The sequence below is a fragment of the Hydrogenobacter thermophilus TK-6 genome, from assembly GCF_000010785.1.
Taxonomy (GTDB): Bacteria; Aquificota; Aquificia; order Aquificales; family Aquificaceae; genus Hydrogenobacter; species Hydrogenobacter thermophilus.
Genome location: NC_013799.1, coordinates 1,086,843 through 1,102,489 on the forward strand (window position 1 = coordinate 1,086,843; position 15,647 = coordinate 1,102,489).

Sequence of the window (15,647 nt, forward strand, 5' to 3'; positions counted from 1 at the left end):
TTCCTCCTCCAAAAGAGTATTTTTACCCATAGCCAAACATCAGATCAAGTATGCCTGCCTCTATCTGCACCTCCCAGCGCTTGAAGCTCTCGTCTTTGTTAAGAACCGTAAGGTAGCCTTCCCTCTCAAGGTAAAGGATGAGCTTGGCAAGGTTAGAAAGCCCGCATATTTTGGCACTCTGAAGGTCCTCTATCTTTATACGAGGTTGAGGTACTTCCGCTTCCTTGTAAATCCTCAGAAGCTCATCCTTGAGATGATAGTAAAGGCTGTCAAAGTCGCACACTCAAAACCTCCTTCACCACATCTGAGTCCTTAAAGGGGTATTTAACACCTTTTATCTCCTGATAGTCCTCGTGTCCTTTACCTGCAATGAGAACTGTATCACCTTCCTCTGCAAGGCTTATGGCCATTTTTATGGCTTTTTTCCTGTCTTCCTCTACAAGCACCTTGGAGGTGTCTTTTACTCCTTGAAGTATATCCCTTATTATGTCCATGGGGTCCTCGTCTCTGGGATTGTCAGATGTGATAACCAGAAGGTCTGACCACTTTTCTGCAACGCTTCCCATGATGGGTCTTTTTGTTCTGTCTCTGTTGCCTCCTGCACCAAAGAGGGTTATAACCCTCCCCGTAGAGAGCCTTCTTATACTTTTTAGCACATTTTCAAGGGCGTCAGGCGTGTGTGCATAATCCACAATAACTAAAAACCCATCTCCCCTGTATGTTTCAAACCTTCCCGGTACATAAACCTTTTTTAGACCTTCCTCAATGGCTTGCACCTCTATCCCAACAAGCATGCAACACAAAATACCAAGCGCCAGATTGTATGCCTGAAAGTCTCCAACTAAGTTAGAGTAAAATTTGTAAGTTTTTCCCTCATACGCTACTTTCAGTTTTGACCCTTCAAAGCCGGTGTCAAAATCCAGTATCTTAAAATCTCCTTCCCTTCCATAAGTTATAGCTCTGCCTTTGAGCTCCCTTACTATCCTCTTTCCATACTCATCGTCAGAATTCACAACTGCATACTCGTAAGTGTACTCTTTGAAGAGTCTTAGCTTTGCTTTAAAGTATTCCTCCATGCTTTTGTGATAATCAAGGTGGTCGTGAGATAGATTTGTAAAGCCCACTATGTGAAAGTGCGTTGCCCAGATTCTCTTCTGATCAAGAGCATGAGATGATACCTCTGCCACCAGAGCCTGCGCACCGTCTTCGAGCATTTTTTTAAGCGTTGCATGCCACACAGCAGGGTGTGGAGTTGTTCTACCCTCATACTCGTATATCTTGTCCATGAGCCTGTAGTATATAGTGCCTACAAGACCAGTTTTTATACCACCTGCGTTAAGCAATGCTTCCACTATGTGAGTGGTGGTAGTCTTACCGTTGGTGCCTGTTATGCCTATAACTTTGAGCTTCTTGGAAGGCTTTCCGTAAAAGGCACTGACAAGCTCTCCAAGAGCTTCCCGAGTGTCTTTTACTTTTACGATCCTGTTATCTGTTATGCCTACATCCTTTTCCACCAGCACCCACTTGGCACCTCTGCTGAGCGCTTCTTTTACAAAGTTATGTCCATCATTTTGAGAACCCTTTATAGCTACGAATATATAACCTTCCTTCACCTCTTTGGAGTTATCGGTAATGCCTTTGACATCTTCAAAAAGCTTCATTTTTCTGTGATGGTTTCTTCCACCTTCATGCCAAAGTGTCTTCCTGCCTCCTCTATGTACCCTAACACTTCATCCCCTTCTTTTAACTCCACCACAGATACTGGTGTTCCATCTGGTCTTGTAAGCCTTATGGTTTCCGCATTTTGAAGTACCGCACTCACCTTTTTGTTCTCCACTTTCCCTTCCACCAGAATCATGGGGCGCCTCTCCACCTTAGCCCTTCCCACATACACCACCCTTCCTCTTCCCTTGTAGTCATAAACCATCACCGCATCTGACGAAGAAAGCTCGCAAAGATACTTGGTTTTATTGCCCGGCACTCTTATATACATGTGAACCGCTCCCGCATTTACTCTAAAGGGTCTTGATGCCACATAGGGGTTCTCTTCCGTCTCCGCATGCACCAAAAACATACCACCCGAAGAGTTTCCCACCAGCATACCCTCACCTCTGTCAAGCAAGGAGATGGTATCTACACACACCCTGTCCCCCAAACCAAGGGGAAGTATGCGCGTGATTTTGACAACGGAGAGATGGAGCTCTTCCTCTCCCTCTTCAAGGACTCTTCCCACCCTCTTTATGGTGTTTACATCTTGACTTTTTAAAACTATACCTTTAACGCCCTTTTCTAATATCCTTAAGGCGGTTTTTGCCTCTTCCTCATTTTTTACAACGGCATAAAGCTCCTCCCTCTGGGCTATGAGATTCTCAAGGGGAATTATGGTCCAGTCAGTGGTTTCCACTATCACCTTCACCTTAGGAGGATACTTGGCAGCCCTTTCTTCATCTTCTTTGCCTTTTATAAGCACATAAACCACATCTTCACCCAGCTTTAAGTCCCCGTTTTGGGATACTATACTTACCCTTCCCAGCCTTTTGACCTCCTCCTTTTTGGAAGGGTCTTGCAGAAGTATTGTGGTAGCTCCGGATTCAATGGCAGTGGTTATGAGCTTCTTATCGTAATTTTCAGCCCAATACCAAAACTCCTTCATTTAAGTAAATTATACCAGCAAAAACTTTAAAAGTGCCTTTTGTGCATGTAATCTGTTTTCCGCCTGCCTGAATATGAAATCCGCATGAGCTTCAAAAACATCCTCCGTTATCTCCTCACCCTTTCTGGCAGGAAGACAGTGCATCACCTTAACATCGCTCCTTGCATAAGACAGCAGCTTTTGGTTTACCTGATAAGGCTTTAACAGGTTTAGCTTCTCCTCGTCCCTCTCCTGATTCATACTCACCCAAACATCCGTATAAACTACATGCGCGTCTTTTACAGCTTCCACTGGATTGGTAGTCAAGTATATGCTTCCACCTGTAATCTTACAGAGGTCTTCGCCGGCTTGGTAGTAATAACTGCTGGGTTCATAACCTTCGGGAGTTGCCACAAAGAGGTTAAGACCAAAAAGACCAGCGGCCACAAGCCAAGTGTTGCAAACATTGTTTCCATCACCTACATAAGCTATCTTTATATTCCTCAAGTCCTCTTGGAAGGTCTCATAAAGGGTAAAAACATCACTGAGCACCTGACAGGGATGCGACATATCCGTTAAAGCGTTTATCACCGGCACCGTGGAGTATCTAGCATACTCTTCCAACTTTCTGTGGGAGTCTGTTCTTATCACTATACAGTCCAGGTATCTGGAAAGAGTCCTTGAAGTATCCTTTAGGTCTTCACCTCTTGAAACCTGCAAGCTCTGCTCCGCAAGATATATGGCATTTCCTCCCAGCTGATGGACTGCCACCTCAAAAGATACCCTTGTCCTTGTAGAGGGTTTTGTGAAAAAAAGCCCCACATTTTTCCCCAAAAGATACTTTTGATTATCCCTACCAGTTTTTATGCTCTCCGCATCCAGCAAAATAGCCCATCCTTCGTCAGGAGTAATCTCCCACAGATCCACAAAATTCCTTATCATTTATACTATTATATCTCAGGAGGTTAGAAGGTGAGGCGTGTTAATGTGGCTATAGCTGGTCTTGGCAGAGTAGGCAGTCAATTTCTTGAGGCGCTTCTTGGAGTGAGCGCTGACAGCGTTAAGATCATTGCAGTTGCTGAGCCTAAGGAGAACTTAGAAAGTGTGAAGATAGCAAAGGAAAGGGGAATAGCTTATTACAGGGATGCAAGGGACATGCTCAGATCCCTTGAGGACGCCATAGATGTGCTTTTTGAGCTTACTGGGGATGCGGTGCTTAGAACGGAGCTTCACGAGATCCTAAGCCAAAGCGGTAACAGAAAGACGGTTATAGTGCCCGAGCCTGTTGCCTTCTTAATATGGAGTTTGATAGTGCAAGGCAAGTGTGAATATCCAAGATAGCGTACTTGTCATAAGACCTATGGAAAAGGAAGATATGGATGCGGTGGTGGAAATAAACAGAGAATGCTTTACTTCTGACGCCTGGAGCAAAAGCGCTTTTGAAAGGGAGTTTAGCCTAAATTACTCTCATAAGTATGTGCTTGAACTTAACGGTAGCGTAATAGGATACCTTATAGCCTGGACCGTGTACGATACAGCAACTCTGATGAACTTTGCGGTGAAAAAAGAATATTGGGGGAAGGGCTACGGGAAAAAATTACTCACCTATCTAATAGAGAACTTTAAGGATAAGGTGAGCGCTATACATTTGGATGTCAGAAAGTCCAACATGCGCGCCATAAGGTTGTATAAGTCCTTAGGCTTTAAGATAATCAGCGAAAGACCTAAGTATTATTCGGACGGTGAGAGCGCTTATCAGATGGTGCTGGAGCTTTCCACACCCTCAGACAGTCTCAAGGGGTGATATGACTGCTCTTATTAGAGAGCTTATAAAAGGTGTTAGTATGCCCATGCTTTCTAACATATTTATGCACTCTGCGTGCTTTTCTTCTACTAGGCGCGTTATGTCATCACCGTATAACAGATAAAAACCGTCTTTGTCTTTATAATCGTCAATTAACTGGAAAAGGAGACCTACTTGAGTGCCGGCTTTGCTAAGATACTCCACACGCTCATACTTTTTTGAGATTATCCCGCCGCACGCAAAAACCGCAGAAAACATGGAGGCTGTCTTTTTGAGGCTTATGCTCCAGGGGTCTCCCAACTTTTTTACATCCATAACCTGTCCACCTACCATGCCTTGAAAACCAGAACTTTCTGATACAAGTCTTATTATGTAAATAAGGTCTTTTTCGCTCAAGGAGATGAAGTTTTCTCTGTTGGAAAGGGTCTCAAAGGCAAGGTTCAAAAGAGCGTCACCGGCAAGTATAGCCATGTCCTCACCGAAGAGTACATGACAGGAAGGTTTACCTCTCCTAAAATCGTCATTGTCTAAAGCAGGAAGGTCGTCGTGCACCAGAGAGTAATTGTGTATAAACTCAATGGCACATCCCACAGTTATAGCGTCCTGCAGATTACCTCCCAAAGCGTTAGATACAGCACACAAAAATAGAGGTCTTATCCTTTTGCCTTCCTGAAAGACATAGTAAGACATGGCATCGTAAAGGATGCGTGGCTCAAAGGGCTTTAAAAGCTCCCTTAACCTGCTTTCTATTTGGGATTTCCAAAGTTCCAACATGTGATAAAATTTTAAAGCTCTTTTGGTGTATACAAAAGTCCAAGCGTGCCACCCCAAATAAGGTGAAGGAGGAATAGAGAAATGTGGCTTGTGTAAGGCGAATGTAGCATACTTATTGCAAATTTAGAGCCACCTATGGAGGCAAAGAGGAGAAAAACCAACACCCACACATGCCACACAGCTCCAAAGAAAATACCCTTTGCCAAACCCCCTCTCAGCGGTATTCTATTGTAAACTCTCACATCAACGAAGAAAAGAGCTAAAACTAAGGAATTTATCGTGTGACCCACCACCAAAGCTATACCCTCAAAGCCCTGGAAAATTCCAAACTGCCTTACCATCTGCAGGTACTCCCTGTAAGTGCCAAAAAGACCCAAAAAGCCGTCCATTATCATATCCACAGCCATCATCACATAGCCTGCTACGAAAGAGGAAAAGACATAACTTGGAAAGTTAACATTCTTAATCACCTTCAAGATACCTTCTGACCTCCTGCTTTATCTGTGGGCTTATGCCAAGCCTTTTTAGCCTCTCATCATCCGCCACCAAAAGCTCGTAGAGATTTTCAAAGTTTCTGTATATGATACGCCTTTTGACCTCACCTACGCCTTTTATATAATCAAGCACATGCGTAGTATCTTCCCTTATCTTTAGCCTTCTGCTATAAGATAGCGCAAAGCGGTGAGCTTCATCCCTTATGAGTCCAAAAACCCTGTAAAGGATGGGATGTTCCTTAAGAGGTATTTCTTTGCCATCTTCACACAGAAGTATCTCCTCCTGCTTTGCCAGTGCAAACACCAAAACAGGGAGAGACATTCTTCTCTTTACCTCTATGGCAACCCTTAGCTGTCCATAGCCTCCGTCTATGAGCCAAGCATCAGGCATCACTTCCTCACCGCTTTTTAACTTTTTTGCTCTTCTTTCTAAGACTTCCCTAAGAGATGCGTAATCATCCACCTTTTTTACACTTTTTATCTTATATCTTCTGTAGCGCCTCTTGTTCATATATCCTCTTTCCCACACCACACAAGAGCCTACCAGATGCTCACCGTAAAAGTGAGACACATCAAAACCTTCTATTATGTGTAAAGACTCAACACCCAGCTTCTCTTTAAACTCTCTCTCCAGCAGCGCCAGGTCCACATGGTCGCCCATATTTTCTTTTATGATGTTTTCAAGCTCTCTGTCTTTGAGAGTGTCAAAGCTTACCCTACCGCGTTGGCTAAGCCACTTTAACACCTCATCAGGAAGGTCAAAGTTGGTAATTAGATGCTGTGGAAGGGGATTTGAGTAATAAAAACCTAAGATGACTTCCTCTTTTTGCTGCTCATCCTCAAGAAGTATGACCTCTTTATCCACCAGCTTGGAAGACCTTATCAGGAATATGCCCAAAAGCCTACCCATGGAATAAAATATGTCAGCGCTATGGATGGGAATGTTGGACACCTTTTGCCCCTTTGCAAGGTTCTCAAGAGCTATTATCTGATCCCTTATCTGAGCGCACTTTTCAAACTTTAGCTCCTGAGAGTACCTATCTATAGCTTTATAAAGCTCAGGAAGCACAGAAGAAACATCACCCGACAGCAGGCTGATGGCAGACCTTACACTAAGCTCGTACTCCTCTCTGCTTATGTATCCACAGCAGGGAGCAGAGCAGAGCCCTAAGTGATAATCCATACACGGCTCTTTCCTCTGGGGCATAGGGTCGCAGGTTCTAAGCCTGAAAAGCCTGTGAAGGAGTCTTTTTACCTTCTTTGCCTTGCCTGTGCTAAAGAAGGGACCAAATACCATGCCTTCTGAGTGGCCTCTTACCACTTTAAGCGTAGGGTATGCGTCTTGTGTGATAAGCAGGAGAGGATAACCTCCTCCGTACTTATAAAGCACATTGTACTTAGGTTTGTGTAGCTGGATGAGGTCTATCTCTAAGGTGAGAGCTTCAAACTCATTTCTGGTAATGATCCACTCAAGGTGCCGAGCTTCTGACATTATAGCTCTCTCTTTGGCATCCGTCTCCTTCTGTCTGTAGTGCTGTAAGAGTCTTTCCCTTATATTCTTTGCCTTTCCTATGTATATTACCTTGCTGGAGTTTTTAATTATATAAACGCCAGTTTTTTCAGGTGCGGACAGAATATCTTCCAGCCTTAGCATAAGTATTAAAGTATACTTATTTAGATGCATGTGGTGGATTATGCGGTGCGTCTTTTAGAGGAAGAGCTACTCAGGCACCTGGAGCCTGAAGTAAAGGCTATTTTGGAGGTGGGTAGCTACATAATATCCTCAGGTGGCAAAAGAATGAGACCTGTTCTTAGTTTGCTCACATGCAAAGCTTTGGGAGGGGATGAAAGAAAGGTTTTACCTCTTGCTGTAGGCATAGAGTATATACATGTTGCTTCACTGCTTCACGATGATGTGGTAGACGGTGCGGACAGAAGGAGAGGGAGGCTCTCCGCCAATTTGGTTTTTGGAAACGACCTTTGCGTACTGACGGGTGATTACATGTATGCAAAAGCTCTCTGGCTTTACTCTCGCTATGGTGATATAAAAAGTATAGAAATAGTAAGCAGGGCTGTTATGGACATGGCTCAGGGGCAGGTGCTGGAACTAAAAAGCATAGGGGACATTATAGACCAAGAAACTTACTTTAGCATAATAGACAGAAAGACGGGCGTGCTTTTTGGAGCAAGTATGGCTGTGGGAGCTTTGATGGCAGGCAGAGAGGATTATGAAAGGTTTTACCAAATGGGTTTAAAGGTGGGGAGAGCCTTTCAGCTGGTGGATGATGCTTTAGATTACTCAGGGTCGGAGGAAAAGCTTGGCAAACCTGTAGGGAATGACCTTAGAGAGGGCAAATGCACCTATCCCCTCATAAGCGTAATGGAAAACTTAGATACAGAGGCAGTCAAAAGCTCCCTGAGAAACTCAGACACTGCTTGGATAAGGGAAAAGGTGATACAGCTGGGTGGTGTAAAAAAGACTTACCAGATGGCAAGGATGTACATAGAAGAAGCACTCAAAGAACTCCGTCAGTTGATGGGAGAAAATAATGCAAAAGTCTTAGAGACTCTTGTACTTTCAGTGATAGAAAGGGAGAGATGATCACCTGACTGTGCTAAGCACTTTGTAAACCTTCCACACATACTTACTTATATCCTTTGCCTTACTTCCCTTATTGTAACAATCTACCGCTCTCCAGCTGAGGTCATAAATGGCTATGCACTCTTTGAGCAAATATGCACCAGCTCTTATGTTAGTACATGTATCCCAGAGGTCCTCCTCCTTTTGTATGATACCCATCCTTTTTAACTTGGGTATGTTGGAGGAGTTTATTTGCATCAAGCCTATGTCGTAAGTTCCGTTGCTGTTTCTGTTTAAGGCATCGCTTCTTAGTCCGCTCTCTACATAGGCTATAACTACAAGGAGTTTTCTATTCACCCCCGTCTCGTAGGAAGCCTTGTCAAAACATGCTGAAATGTCAAGCACTGCAACCTCCGTAGCTTCTTGATTAACACTAATAGCATCAGAAAGGCGTAAGGTAGAACACTGGAAGGTGAGGAGGAAACCATACTGCATCCACCTCCACCGCCTGATGACTGAGGTGAGGTAGCAGAGGCAGAGTCCTTCCATACCGCTTTACCATATCCGTAAGCCACATTGGGAGGTGTCCCTTCCGTATCGTAAAAAGCATTGCTGGTAAGCCAGTTTTTGATTTGTGATGGGTCTGCGGATGGATGACTTTGCAAGTAAATGGCTACTAGGGATGTAACCACCGGCGCGGAGAAGGATGTTCCTGCTATTGCCATATAGTAAGCTCCACTACCTGGCGGTCCGCACAGATTGGGGTCAGTGCTTCCAGAAAAATTAGGGTTTGCGGTGCACTGGAAGAAGCCATCCGCCACCACATCCGGCTTTATCCTACCGTCCCTTGTGGGACCTCTTGAGGAGAAGAAGGCTATGCGACCATAGTTGTCAAAACGCGACTGACTTATGTAGCTGGCTCCTATGGCTCCTACCGTTATAACACTTCTGGCAGTTCCTGGTGAGGAAACTGTGTAAGAAAAACCTCCAAACCCATCGCTAACCTGACCATCTGTAAACTCACCATCCCCAGAGATCCATAAATCTACAGTCCCACCACCACTTAGCCTTGTAAGTCTGAGTATCAGGTTGGTCTGACTAAGGCAGGAGACCTCTGCGTATATCTCACCATCACCGTTTACAGGAGATGAGAGCGTCCTGTTGTCAATATAGACATAGCAGGATGTGGTGCTAACTTGTCCCTGAGAGACATTACCCGGCTCAGCGCCTATGCAGTTTATCCCAGTTTCATCACACACCCGCACCCTATAGGAAGCACCCCTTGTGTACCAGCCATCTATAGCCACACTTGAAGAAACAGACATGTGTATATCCCCCATATCTGAAGTTAGTCTGGCGTGTATTTTGTCGCTTCCTTCGTTGCCCGCAGATACAACCACTATAAATCCCGGACCTGATAACTGGTCTATATACCTATCTAAAAGACCCGTGCCGTCATGAGGGTCAAGGTGTCCACCTAAGGATAAATTCACAACCACAGGCATTCCAAGACTTTGAGCCTTTGATTTAATGTAATCAAGCCCCGCCATCACATCCGTGTCGTAAAGGTTAGTTTTATACACTATAAACTTCACATCCTTAGCTACGCTGTTGTATCTACTTGCAGACCAATAACCTCCAGCAATACCTGCTACTGCGGTTCCGTGCCCTTCATTATCATAATTGCAGTTCCCTATATTTATCCTGTCGTTTATCTGCGCCTCGTTAAATTCTATACCCATGTGATCTTTGTAAAATAGCACTCTTGTAGTGCCGTCGGGATTTCTGAAAGCTGGATGGCAGAAGTTTATGCCCGAATCTATTATGCCCACTATTACGCCCCTGCCGGTGCTTTGGCTGGCACTTGCCCTTGTGCCTACCAGGTACTTCCTTTCACCCCCGCTTATATCAGAAGCATTCATATCAGGTGCGTAGAGTATGAGCCTGTAATCACTTAGTGCGGTAATGCTTAAATCTGTAGCAGAGCTGCATTGAAAAAAGATGGAGCTTTGTGTACATCCTTGACCGCTGACATTTCCCCCAAATATATAACCATAGAAGGGCTTGTTGTAGCTTACGCTCACCGAGGTGTTTCCACGCCCCCACAAGACATAAGAGGAGTTGCTACTTATATCGTCAAGCAGCCTGAGCTTTTTGGGTGCTTCTATGTAGAGAACTTTTTGGTCCATTTGAAGATGCTTAATATCTGTGTTTGAAAGGTCTACCAGCTCAACCTTGCCATCACTTCTTAGCACCTTCACCTTTTGAAGGGACATATAAGACTTGGAAGCAAGGTCTCTCTCGCCATAGGAGAGCATTTTTCTCAGCACAGGGTCCAGCTTATCTGAGCTGTAAGCGAAGGACAAAAGGGCATAAAAAAGCACAAAGAACCTAACCATATCTCTTCCCCCTTACTTCATAGCTTACCATATTTTAGTGCCTCTTTGCCCAAGTTAATGGACCAAAATGAACTTCCATAGCTGACTGACCTATAGCTTCCGAGAGAGATGGGTGTGCATACATGGATTTGGAGAGAAACTCCACATCTTTGCCTGCCTTCATAAGATGCACCACCTGATGTATAAGCTCACCTGCATAAGGTCCAAGTATGTGGCAACCCAGAATACCCCCATTCTCCGCATCCACCACAAGCCTCACAAAACCTTCGTTCTCCCCGTCATCCATAGCCTTTGGATTTGGCACAAAAGACACCACACCTACCTTGACCTCATAACCCATCTCCTCCGCTTGCTCCTCTGTGAGTCCCACCGATGCTATCTCGTACGCAGAGTATATAATCTTAGGAACTATCCTTTCGTCCCTTTTGAGGTCCCTATCACCCAGCATGTGGCTCACCGCCACCCTACCCTCATACATGGACTTGTGGGCAAGCATAAGCGGAGAAGTTATATCACCACAGGCGTATATGTTTTCTACACATGTCTGGCAATACTCATTGACTAATAAAAACCCTCTCTGGTCTTTTTTTATACCAACATTCTCAAGCCCTATCCCTTCCGTGTTGGGCTTTCTTCCCACCCCAAGTAGCACAGCATCCACTATAACCTCCGAACCATCAGAAAGCTTTATATTTAAGCTTTCCCCCTTCCTTTCCCAACTCTCAACAGATGTTTTTAGCCTTATGTCAACGCCAAGCCTTTTTAACTTTCTTGCCAAGTACCTGGAAGACTCCTCTGGTATGTCATTGGACGGCAAAAGCCTATCCTTTATCTCTACCAGAACCACATCACACCCATACATTTTGAATATGTATGCAAACTCAACACCCACAGCTCCGCCCCCTACGATCAGCATCCTTTTGGGAAAGCTCTCCAGGTTCCATATCTGGTCCGTGTCGTATATATACCTACCATCAGGCACCAAGTTGCCCAAGCTGGTTGTCGAAGAACCTGTAGCAAGAAGAATAAAGCCAGTCTTTAGCTCTATATCCTCACCCTCCACATAAACAGTCCTTTCATCTTTGATAACTCCCCTTCCGTAAAAAATAGGTATCTTAAGTTGCTGTGCAAACTTCTTAAAACCCTCTCTTATGCTCACCACCACATGATCCCTTCCTTCTCTGAGCTTCTTCATGTCCAGGTCATAACCCTTGGGAAGTATTCCGTAGCTTGGCATCTTTTGGAACTTTTCTAGAAGGTAAGCTCCGTGCCTCATGTATTTGGAAGGAATACACCCTCTATTTAGGCAATTTCCACCAACGCTTTCGGGAGAAAGCTCCACTAAAGCCACCTTCATACCTCTCCTGTGAGCATAAAGACCAGCCTCATAACCGCCACTTCCAGCCCCAACTATAACAAGGTCAAACCTCATCCCTTCCTTCTCCTCTCTTTATAAACTTCTTTCCTACACTCCTTTATGATACCTTTGTATTTGTAATATACAGACGGTACCCTTACAGGAAGCCCATAATACCTTTCTAGCAAAAGCATTATATCCTCCACTGTTAAATATTTGTGATTCCTTATAAGAGACTTTATATACTTCACTATACGGGTTTCCTTCATCAGGACTTTTATTATACTTTAGTGTGTTTAATATCTCCAGAGCATTACCCGCCAGTGCCAGCGTGTTTAAAAAATCCCAAAGCGTTGATTAACAACACTTTGCCCGCCCGCCCATACTGACAGCGAGCTAACCCTGTTTGTTCCTTCCAGAGGCTCTGACACTCTCTCTGACTCACAGGCTTCCCTTTATGCGTCTTCTTTATAGCTTCTCAAATAACTCTCTTCCTCTAATAGCTTAAAGGTTTCTTGGAGCTCTTTTGTGATGGTGTTGAAGGTGTGTAAGGACTTTGGGTTATTACTCTCCAGCAGTCTATTGTAAGCGTATCTTACTGCTGAAGATTGGACTCTCATAATGTCAAGGAGTTTCTTTTTGTCTTTTTTATCAAGTATTAGCTTGCATTGAAGGGTTAGCATGCGGAGTATTGTAAAACTAAACTTACTGTGCGGAAAGCTCTTGGAGGCGTGTTAGCTTTCAAGCTGTTGATATACAAGAATTTAAGGATTTTTAAACAGGCTCCCAAAGAACTTGACATAAAAATTCCAAGTCGTTATAATTTTCAATAAAAGAATGTTTAAGGATGTTTATGATTGTGATCATAATCACTTGACAAAATACTTTCTTTAATTATTATTACTAATTAAAACTTAATATCTTTAAAGGAGGTGATAGCCATGAGGAGAGAGTGGCGCAAACCCACCCTCAAGAAGGTAAGCGTTGGCTCAGAGTACAGCGCTTACTCTATGGTCAAAGTATAAGTATCTTTCTTCTATCCCGCATGTCCAAAAGAGGGGCATGCGGGCTTGTTAAGCTTAAGGAGGTGTGCTGTGTCTTCAAGTGATACTTTTCAAGATTTTGTAGAGGTTCTGAAGCTTGAAGGATATAAAAGGTACCATATCCATCATCCTTTTCACAGATTGATGGTAGAGGGCAAACTAACGCCAGGGCAGATAAGGGCATGGGTGGTAAACAGGTTTTATTACCAAAGGATCTTGCCCATGAAGGATGCTGCCATCATATCCAACTGCCCCTTTCCAGAAGTAAGACGCATATGGATAAAGAGAATACTCAACCACGATAACTATGGTATAGAGATGTGGATAAAGCTCGGTGAAGCGGTAGGTCTTAGCAGAAGTGACTTATTGGAAGGTGCCGTATTACCGGGAGTAAAACTTGCCTGTGATGCGTATCTGGATTTCTGTAAAAACAGATCGTGGCTTGAAGGAATAGCTTCTTCTCTTACAACACTTGTAGCTCCCAATGCACACATGGAAAGACTTGAACACATGAGAAAGCATTATGAGTGGATAAAACCAAATGGTTTTGAGTACTTTGAGTGGAGACTTAAAGAGGGACCAGAGGATAGTCATATGGCTCTCAATATACTTAAAGAATACATAAAGACAGAGGATGAAAAGGAAAGATGCATAGAGGCTCTCATTTTTAAAACAGCCGTACTTTGGAACATGCTAGATGCTCTATACATGGAGTACGTAATTAATGGGAGAAGGGATTATGAATGAGATAAAAGAGCCTGAAGTATTGGTAGCTGAGCTGACATATAGATGCAATATGCACTGTTGGTACTGTTACAATCCACAGGATCTCAACGAATACGCCCCTCAAAAAGAACTTACCACAGATGAATGGAGAAAAGTCATTAGAGAAGCTGCAGAACTTGGTATAATTCACATTCACATAACAGGTGGGGAACCTACAATAAGACAGGATTTACCTAATATAGTACAAGAAGCTAAAAATTGTGGGCTGTATGTTAATCTTATAACAAATATAACTCTGTACGATAAGAAATATTGGGAAGAACTTGTCAAAAAGGGAGTTGATCATGTACAAGTTAGCTTTCAGGCACACACAAAAGATTTGAATGATCTAATTGGGGAAGTAAAGACTTATGAAAAAAAGTTAAAAATATTATCATGGCTTAAAGAAACAGGGGTATTTTTAACTATAAATATTGTCCTTCATCGATGGAATATAGATTACATAGAGGAAGTCATCCAATTTGTTTATAATCTTGGAATACCAAGGTTTGAGATAGCCATGCTCCAATTTGGTGGATGGGATTGGAAGAATAGGCTTTCGCTTATACCGAGCAGGGAGAGTGTTGAAAGAGCTTATAGGATAGCCCAGAAGTATAAAGAAAAGTTTATGGGAGAAATGAACATAACTATGGTTGCTCTTGATATATATGAAGGCAGGCCAAAACCTTGTACTTATGGCTGGGGAAACAAGTACATGGTAATAAATCCCATTGGAGAGGTGCTTCCATGCCATGGAGCAAAGGTTATAAAAACCTTAACCTTTGAGAATATACGAGATAAAAGCCTATATGAAATATGGCATAATTCAGAATCCTTTAATGCTTTTAGAGGTTTCGCATGGATGAAGGAACCCTGCAAGAGTTGTCCAGAGAAAGAAAAAGATTTTGGTGGTTGTAGATGTTTTGCATATCTATTAACAGGAATGGCAGATGCTACAGATCCAAGCTGTGAATTATCACCCCACAGGTACTTGGTGGATAAGCTTATACAAGAAGCAAAAGAGCGCTATATGTCACCAGTAAAAAGAGGTATTATAAAATGATTGAGTTAGGAAGCTCTCTTTTACCCTTCGAGGAGTTTATAAACACCTTGAAAGATTTTGGTAAGGATAAGTACCATATCCATCATCCTTTTCACAGATTGATGGTGGAGGGCAAACTAACGCCAGGACAGATAAGGGCATGGGTGGTAAACAGGTTTTATTACCAAAGGATCTTGCCCATGAAGGATGCTGCCATCATATCCAACTGCCCCTTTCCAGAAGTAAGACGCATATGGATAAAGAGAATACTCAACCACGATAACTATGGTATAGAGATGTGGATAAAGCTCGGTGAAGCAGTTGGACTAAATAGAGAGCAGATTGTGGAGGGAAATGTACTACCAGCGGTAAGGTTTGCCGTAGATACTTACCTTAACTTGTGTAAACATAGAAGCTGGATATATGGAGTTGCAACCACGCTTACTGAACTTTTTGCTCCTCAAGCTATAGAGGAAAGGATAGTAGCCCTGAAAGATAAATATCCTTGGATTAAGCCAGAAGGCTTTGAGTATTTTGAGTGGAGATTGTCGCAAAAAGGAATAAGTGAAGATTTCTCAGGTACAATTAACATATTGAAAAGTCATGTTAAAAGCCCGAAAGATCAAATGGAGTGTATAGAAGCACTCTCTTTTAAGCTTGATCTTCTATGGTCTTTACTTGATGCAGTTTATTATGAATACATTTTGAAAAATGACGGAAAAACGCCTTACGATTAAAGCTCTTAGGAGGCACACA

At 43.2% G+C, this 15,647-nt stretch carries 18 protein-coding genes; 6 read left to right on the plus strand and 12 right to left on the minus strand.

Annotation, left to right across the window (positions count from 1 at the left end; genetic code table 11):
• Positions 1 to 22: 22 nt before the first annotated feature.
• Genes HTH_RS06040 through argF form a run of 4 tightly spaced genes read right to left on the minus strand, consistent with a single transcriptional unit; the run spans position 23 to position 3,574 of the window.
• On the minus strand, positions 23 to 283 hold the full coding sequence (locus HTH_RS06040; protein WP_012963831.1) for a hypothetical protein: 261 nt from the start codon (positions 281 to 283) through the stop codon (positions 23 to 25).
• A complete protein-coding gene (locus tag HTH_RS06045; protein ID WP_012963832.1) occupies positions 270 to 1,661 on the minus strand; it encodes a UDP-N-acetylmuramoyl-L-alanyl-D-glutamate--2,6-diaminopimelate ligase in 1,392 nt (463 codons plus the stop codon). Before HTH_RS06045 ends, HTH_RS06040 begins: the two co-directional genes overlap by 14 nt.
• The gene (locus tag HTH_RS06050; protein WP_012963833.1) at positions 1,658 to 2,653 is read right to left on the minus strand and encodes a 3-dehydroquinate synthase II; all 996 of its coding nucleotides are present in this window, start codon (positions 2,651 to 2,653) and stop codon (positions 1,658 to 1,660) included. Before HTH_RS06050 ends, HTH_RS06045 begins: the two co-directional genes overlap by 4 nt.
• Positions 2,654 to 2,662: 9 nt before the next feature.
• Positions 2,663 to 3,574, minus strand: a complete 912-nt coding sequence (gene argF, locus HTH_RS06055) for an ornithine carbamoyltransferase (RefSeq protein ID WP_012963834.1) — start codon at positions 3,572 to 3,574, stop codon at positions 2,663 to 2,665.
• A 30-nt stretch (positions 3,575 to 3,604) separates the two neighbouring features.
• Between argF and HTH_RS06060 the strand changes: the two genes are divergently transcribed.
• Both HTH_RS06060 and rimI read left to right on the plus strand, forming a co-directional pair.
• Entirely contained in the window at positions 3,605 to 3,973 is a 369-nt protein-coding gene (locus HTH_RS06060) for a homoserine kinase (protein ID WP_012963835.1), read from the plus strand.
• Positions 3,957 to 4,436, plus strand: coding sequence for a ribosomal protein S18-alanine N-acetyltransferase (gene rimI / locus HTH_RS06065; RefSeq protein ID WP_012963836.1), 480 nt, complete (start codon positions 3,957 to 3,959; stop codon positions 4,434 to 4,436). The genes HTH_RS06060 and rimI overlap by 17 nt, the downstream gene beginning before the upstream one ends.
• Here the strand turns inward: rimI and HTH_RS06070 are convergent.
• From HTH_RS06070 to uvrC, 3 genes are read right to left on the minus strand one after another with little or no spacing between them, the layout of a single operon-like run.
• Positions 4,416 to 5,210 carry a polyprenyl synthetase family protein gene (locus tag HTH_RS06070; RefSeq protein WP_012963837.1) on the minus strand — a complete coding sequence of 265 codons (795 nt, stop codon included), beginning with the start codon at positions 5,208 to 5,210 and terminating at the stop codon, positions 4,416 to 4,418. The genes rimI and HTH_RS06070 overlap by 21 nt on opposite strands.
• 11 nt (positions 5,211 to 5,221) lie before the next feature.
• The gene (locus tag HTH_RS06075; RefSeq protein WP_012963838.1) at positions 5,222 to 5,680 is read right to left on the minus strand and encodes a hypothetical protein; all 459 of its coding nucleotides are present in this window, start codon (positions 5,678 to 5,680) and stop codon (positions 5,222 to 5,224) included.
• The gene (gene uvrC / locus HTH_RS06080) at positions 5,673 to 7,358 is read right to left on the minus strand and encodes an excinuclease ABC subunit UvrC (RefSeq protein ID WP_012963839.1); all 1,686 of its coding nucleotides are present in this window, start codon (positions 7,356 to 7,358) and stop codon (positions 5,673 to 5,675) included. The genes HTH_RS06075 and uvrC overlap by 8 nt, the downstream gene beginning before the upstream one ends.
• A 24-nt stretch (positions 7,359 to 7,382) precedes the next feature.
• On the opposite strand from uvrC, the gene HTH_RS06085 reads away from it, so the two are divergent.
• Positions 7,383 to 8,306, plus strand: a complete 924-nt coding sequence (locus HTH_RS06085; RefSeq protein ID WP_012963840.1) for a polyprenyl synthetase family protein — start codon at positions 7,383 to 7,385, stop codon at positions 8,304 to 8,306.
• Here HTH_RS06085 and HTH_RS06090 read toward each other — a convergent pair whose 3' ends face one another.
• The 5 genes from HTH_RS06090 to HTH_RS06110 form a co-directional block, all read right to left on the minus strand.
• Positions 8,307 to 8,690 (minus strand): lytic transglycosylase domain-containing protein, encoded by a 384-nt coding sequence (locus HTH_RS06090; RefSeq protein WP_014462617.1) that lies wholly within the window; start codon positions 8,688 to 8,690, stop codon positions 8,307 to 8,309. It abuts the gene before it with no gap.
• A complete protein-coding gene (locus HTH_RS06095) occupies positions 8,639 to 10,684 on the minus strand; it encodes a S8 family serine peptidase (RefSeq protein WP_012963842.1) in 2,046 nt (681 codons plus the stop codon). The genes HTH_RS06090 and HTH_RS06095 overlap by 52 nt, the downstream gene beginning before the upstream one ends.
• A 34-nt stretch (positions 10,685 to 10,718) precedes the next feature.
• Positions 10,719 to 12,116 carry a dihydrolipoyl dehydrogenase gene (gene lpdA / locus HTH_RS06100; RefSeq protein WP_012963843.1) on the minus strand — a complete coding sequence of 466 codons (1,398 nt, stop codon included), beginning with the start codon at positions 12,114 to 12,116 and terminating at the stop codon, positions 10,719 to 10,721.
• Positions 12,113 to 12,310: a hypothetical protein gene (locus HTH_RS06105; RefSeq protein WP_012963844.1), complete on the minus strand. Its 198-nt coding sequence runs from the start codon at positions 12,308 to 12,310 to the stop codon at positions 12,113 to 12,115. Before HTH_RS06105 ends, lpdA begins: the two co-directional genes overlap by 4 nt.
• A 186-nt stretch (positions 12,311 to 12,496) precedes the next feature.
• On the minus strand, positions 12,497 to 12,724 hold the full coding sequence (locus HTH_RS06110) for a hypothetical protein (RefSeq protein ID WP_012963845.1): 228 nt from the start codon (positions 12,722 to 12,724) through the stop codon (positions 12,497 to 12,499).
• A gap of 411 nt (positions 12,725 to 13,135) precedes the next feature.
• On the opposite strand from HTH_RS06110, the gene pqqC (HTH_RS06115) reads away from it, so the two are divergent.
• The 3 genes from pqqC (HTH_RS06115) to pqqC (HTH_RS06125) are packed head-to-tail and all read left to right on the plus strand — an operon-like array spanning position 13,136 to position 15,628.
• Positions 13,136 to 13,831 carry a pyrroloquinoline-quinone synthase PqqC gene (gene pqqC / locus HTH_RS06115; protein WP_014462618.1) on the plus strand — a complete coding sequence of 232 codons (696 nt, stop codon included), beginning with the start codon at positions 13,136 to 13,138 and terminating at the stop codon, positions 13,829 to 13,831.
• Positions 13,824 to 14,912: a pyrroloquinoline quinone biosynthesis protein PqqE gene (pqqE, locus tag HTH_RS06120; protein WP_012963847.1), complete on the plus strand. Its 1,089-nt coding sequence runs from the start codon at positions 13,824 to 13,826 to the stop codon at positions 14,910 to 14,912. The genes pqqC (HTH_RS06115) and pqqE overlap by 8 nt, the downstream gene beginning before the upstream one ends.
• The gene (pqqC, locus tag HTH_RS06125; protein ID WP_012963848.1) at positions 14,909 to 15,628 is read left to right on the plus strand and encodes a pyrroloquinoline-quinone synthase PqqC; all 720 of its coding nucleotides are present in this window, start codon (positions 14,909 to 14,911) and stop codon (positions 15,626 to 15,628) included. The genes pqqE and pqqC (HTH_RS06125) overlap by 4 nt, the downstream gene beginning before the upstream one ends.
• The last annotated feature ends 19 nt before the right edge of the window (positions 15,629 to 15,647 follow it).